The following is a 4,246-nucleotide window of genomic DNA, read 5'->3' on the forward strand; positions in this document are numbered from 1 at the left end:
ACATCCTCATCACGCGTATTGTCTTTAGAGAGGGTTTCAGACAAAAGAGCACGGGCTGTTTCAAGATCTCCTTTTTTATTGCTTTAATACATAATGCATGGCTAAAAATAAACTAGCTGAATATTAATGATTACAACTTCAGGTATAGAAAATGCTAAACGAAATGATAAAAAACACGACCGGAATTTACTCACAACAACAGAAACGTATTTTAGTCACAGGAGGCGCTCGCGGCATCGGTAAAGCAATTGTTCTAAACTTATTGAAAAATGGTCATAAGGTAGCAAGTGCAGACATCATTGACATAGAACTACCAACCTCCATCGATACGGCAAGCTTATGTAAATTGATTGTTGATATCCGCGATAAAGAAGCCATTGACTCTTCTGTCCATAAGGTTATCTCAGAATTTGGTGGCTTGATGTCTTAGTTAATGTAGCAGGCATTTGTTATAGTGGCGATCCAGAAACAATTGATGCTCAAGAATGTGCTGAAACATTTGATGTGAATATTAAAGGAATGTTCTATATAACAGCTGCTACTTTACCCTATCTAAAAAAGGAAATTCGCACCGATATTATAAATATTTCATCCATATGGGGTGTAGAATACAATCCTTCTTTAATTTCATATTCTTCTTCTAAATTTGCTGTAGAGGGCTATACTGGTGGGTTGCGCTTATGGGGAATGCCACAAAATATTCGTGTTTGTTCAATCCAAGTTGATAAAGTTAATACGGATTTTCGTCGCAATTTTAAAGGATTCCCAGAGATACCTCCAGAGAATCTTGCCAAAATGCTTCACCCAGATGACATTGCTTCCGCGGTCAACTTTATTCTTTCCTCATCTAATACCGCACAAATTTCTTCTATACTACCGCACAAATTTCTTCTATACGTCTCGATGCTCCACTTTGGTATCAAGTATAAGGATCTATCCAATGAAAATCACGCCCAGAATAGCTCTTGTCTTAACCCTCGTAGGAACCTTTTTTTGGGGTTCCAATTTCCAAGCCACTAAGATAGCTTTAACGACTGTTTCTCCATGGACAGCTTCTTTTGAGCGGTTTCTCATTGCCGTAATCGCCATATTTTTAATTATGATTTTCAAAGAAGGCTTGCGGTGGCATGTTTTATCGCAAAATTTTATTTCTTATATTTTCCTAGGGATTATCGGTGTGGCAGGGTTTAATGGTGCTTTATTTGTTGGCTTGCAAACGTCAAATCCCATAACAGCCTCCCTCATCATGGCGACAACCCCTATTAGTGCTAATATTATTGAAGCTATCATGAATAAATCTTTCCCAACCTGTGAGAGGGTTATAGGGATGCTCATTAGCATGTTCGGGGTCTATTTAGTCATAACAAATGGGAGATTTTTGTCTAACCATGTTTCCTTTGCCAAAGGAGATATTATGATTCTTTTAGGTTCCATTGGTTGGGCGTTCTATACCGTGGGCACGCGGTCATTTGTCAAGAACGCAACCCCGCTTGAAACAACAAGCTGGACGATGCTCTCTGGCACCGTCGCCCTTGGCGTCCTAACCTTTTTATTCGAATCCCCTCTTCAAGAAACGATGTCTATGTCCGGCGCTAGTTTATTCGCACTCCTTTGGATGGGGGTTGCAGGATCAGTTTTAGCCTACCTATTTTGGAATATTGGAATAGCGATCCGAGGTCCGGGTAAGACGGCGATATTTTTCAATTTTGTACCTATTTCAGCCTTATTGGTGCAAATCCTGTTCGGCTTCATCCCTCAAATCATGCAAATCATAGGCGTTTTTATTACGATTTTTGGAGTTCTAATCGGACAAGGCTATATATTCAGCTTACTAGGATCTAGAAAAGCCGTTCCCAATGCGCATAAAGAGTAATATACTTTTTAAGATGAATGGAAATTGGCGTGTTATTTTTCGCTTTATCGGAACAGATGTGGAGCTTGTTGATTATCAAGATTACCATTGATGAAAGGAATGAAAACAAATGACGCATAACCCCGCCCATTCTAGTGAAGTTCTAAAAGTAGCTTTTTTAGAAGAAATGGGGATAACAATACAAAAATTAGCGTATCGTCTTTATATAACAAAATACGTATTTATTGTCAAATAATATTTTATCTTTTTTGATATTTTTTTGTATTTTTTAAATACGTTGTGTATTGATAATATCTTATGATTATGAATTGCTTCTTTTATATTTATATGCTTTTAAAGCTATATTATGGGCTTTATGAAACGATTGCGTTATGTTTTGAATCTATACATCTATAATATTTAAAAAGGCTCTCATAATGCGTATTTTTATCTTTATAATCTATCAGTTTTTTTTACTAAATGAATTTAAATTTTTTTGTGAATTTTGTTTATAATACATTTAAAATTTAATAGCCTCTTATAGGTGCTCTCTTTATAATCAATGCGTTCATTTACAGTTTAGTTATTTGAAGCTGCTGTTTTTACGCATTTTCTATAGCTGTTATATGCTTTATAGCCATGGCATCATTTTTCATTTTCATAAGAGAAATGATAAATAGGATATATGATAATTGCGATTTATTGTCTGTTATGAAAACACTTATGAAAACATCTCAATAGAAACTGATCATTATAGAGATGAGCAAAATCCCTTTTAATAAACTTTTGTCATTTTTGTCAGTTCTTTTTAGAACCTATATCATTTTTTTTAAATGAGAGAAAATTAAAATCATTATATTTCAATAAGTTAAGTTTTATGAATTTTTCAAAATACAACTTATTAAAACAGCCATAACAAATAAATACAACTGTAAATATATATTTGTCAGTTTATGTCAGTACATTGAATCGACAAAAGTGATCATTTAGTGAATGATTAAAACATGTCTTATGAGAGTATGTGATCTTTTAAAGCCTTTCAAAAGAAAGGGATTATAATCATAATAAATGCTATCAAGACCATTATGGTTATGAGTTTTGGAGGTGCTTTTTACGCCCCCCTTTACATATTTTTCAATAAAAAATAAAATTTTATTATATTTCAATATGTTAACTTTTATCAAGTTTCCAAAAAAAACAACCTATATCAAAATACAACCTATAAATACAACTAATGCTCTATGTTTTGTAAGGGTTTGGGGGGGGGGGGAGAAACATTCAAAACCTATAAGTAATATAAGAAAATGAATATACATAACCCTCTTTAAATAAAGCTTCTGATAACAATAAAGCACTCATTTTAGATTACGGTTTAATCTTTTAAAGGCAATGTAAATAAGAGTATCTAAAAGTGCAAGTTTCTTCTTTTTAAATAACGTATGATAAATTATCCTTTTAAAGATTGTATGTCAGCAATTTATAAAAGGGATATAAGAACCTATAGGTATAAAACCTTATACCCCTTATGAGTTTATCATACCCATTATGTGAGCATGCTTTTAAGTTATTCAGTTTCTCTTATTTCTAATTTTGGTAGGTTCTTAACAATTTTCATTGTCTCTAAACTTATGGTAATAACCCTCTGAAATAACTCTAGAGGGTAGGCAGGGTTGCCAATGGTTTCAACAGCATAACGATTGGCATCATTAACAATGCCACTCTTTTTATCAGTCTTAACACATTGACGCCCCATAACCCATTCAAGAGCGGATTTACCATTAACGATATACTCACAAGCGTCAAGAGGGATATCTGTTATTGTGATATTGTTATTATAAATAACAGTGGTTTTATCTTTCTCTTTACCTGCTTTTGCGAATTTCATTTCAGTCACGTAATAGAATTTTTCTGGATTAGAGATCTCTGTAACTTTTGGATTACCTTTTTTAAAGGTTACGGGATAAGGTTTTACAGTTTCATAATTCACGTGCAAATGATCCAGTTCACGCCCTGTTACAACAGAGCTCCGTTTTCGTATAAGGGGTTTAATTCTCTTCAAAAGAATTAAAACGAAGCTTATTAAATCCATTTTGAACGAATTGAGAAAAAATGCAGAAAAATGCTAAAAAAGCCGATAATTTTTTCAAAAGAGTTTTTAAATGCTGTTTATCCGCAGTCCATGAGAGAGATCAGATCAGCAAAATAGTGAAATTTGCTGTTTATTTTATGGAAAAAGACAAATGAAGCATGTGCTTTTAAAATATCATAATGATTATTTTGATAGGTTTTATGAGTCACTAAAATAATCTAGTTTGTTAGTTCAATTTACAGACACAAACTGACAAATATATATTATTGATTGTATTTAAGGTTGTATTGTCGATATAGGTTGTA

2 protein-coding genes and 3 pseudogenes are annotated in these 4,246 nt (G+C 33.2%); 4 read left to right on the plus strand and 1 reads right to left on the minus strand.

Features of this window, described 5'->3' with window-relative positions:
• Positions 1 to 163: 163 nt before the first annotated feature.
• The 4 genes and pseudogenes from ACFIQE_RS08765 (at position 164) to ACFIQE_RS08780 (ending at position 2,108) form a co-directional block, all read left to right on the plus strand.
• Positions 164 to 1,020 (plus strand): annotated as a pseudogene (locus ACFIQE_RS08765) (SDR family oxidoreductase).
• Positions 941 to 1,873, plus strand: coding sequence for a DMT family transporter (locus ACFIQE_RS08770; protein ID WP_375621810.1), 933 nt, complete (start codon positions 941 to 943; stop codon positions 1,871 to 1,873). The pseudogene ACFIQE_RS08765 and the gene ACFIQE_RS08770 overlap by 80 nt, the downstream one beginning before the upstream one ends.
• Before the next feature lie 13 nt (positions 1,874 to 1,886).
• Positions 1,887 to 1,964: pseudogene (locus ACFIQE_RS08775) on the plus strand (Killer protein); the annotation flags it as partial.
• Between the two features lie 18 nt (positions 1,965 to 1,982).
• Positions 1,983 to 2,108, plus strand: coding sequence for a hypothetical protein (locus ACFIQE_RS08780; RefSeq protein ID WP_375621811.1), 126 nt, complete (start codon positions 1,983 to 1,985; stop codon positions 2,106 to 2,108).
• A 1,308-nt stretch (positions 2,109 to 3,416) separates the two neighbouring features.
• On the opposite strand, the pseudogene ACFIQE_RS08785 reads toward ACFIQE_RS08780, so the two are convergent.
• Positions 3,417 to 3,872 (minus strand): annotated as a pseudogene (locus tag ACFIQE_RS08785) (type ISP restriction/modification enzyme); the annotation flags it as partial.
• Positions 3,873 to 4,246: the final 374 nt, after the last annotated feature.

Origin of the sequence: Bartonella sp. AA1HLJMS, assembly GCF_042197445.1 — a bacterium.
Classification (GTDB): Bacteria; Pseudomonadota; Alphaproteobacteria; order Rhizobiales; family Rhizobiaceae; genus Bartonella.

What these genes read in the sequence shown, in the direction of transcription:
- ACFIQE_RS08770 (WP_375621810.1), top strand. Translation starts at nt 941, where the DNA reads ATGAAAATCACGCCCAGAATAGCTCTTGTCTTAACCCTCGTAGGAACC.
- ACFIQE_RS08780 (WP_375621811.1), top strand. Translation starts at nt 1,983, where the DNA reads ATGACGCATAACCCCGCCCATTCTAGTGAAGTTCTAAAAGTAGCTTTT.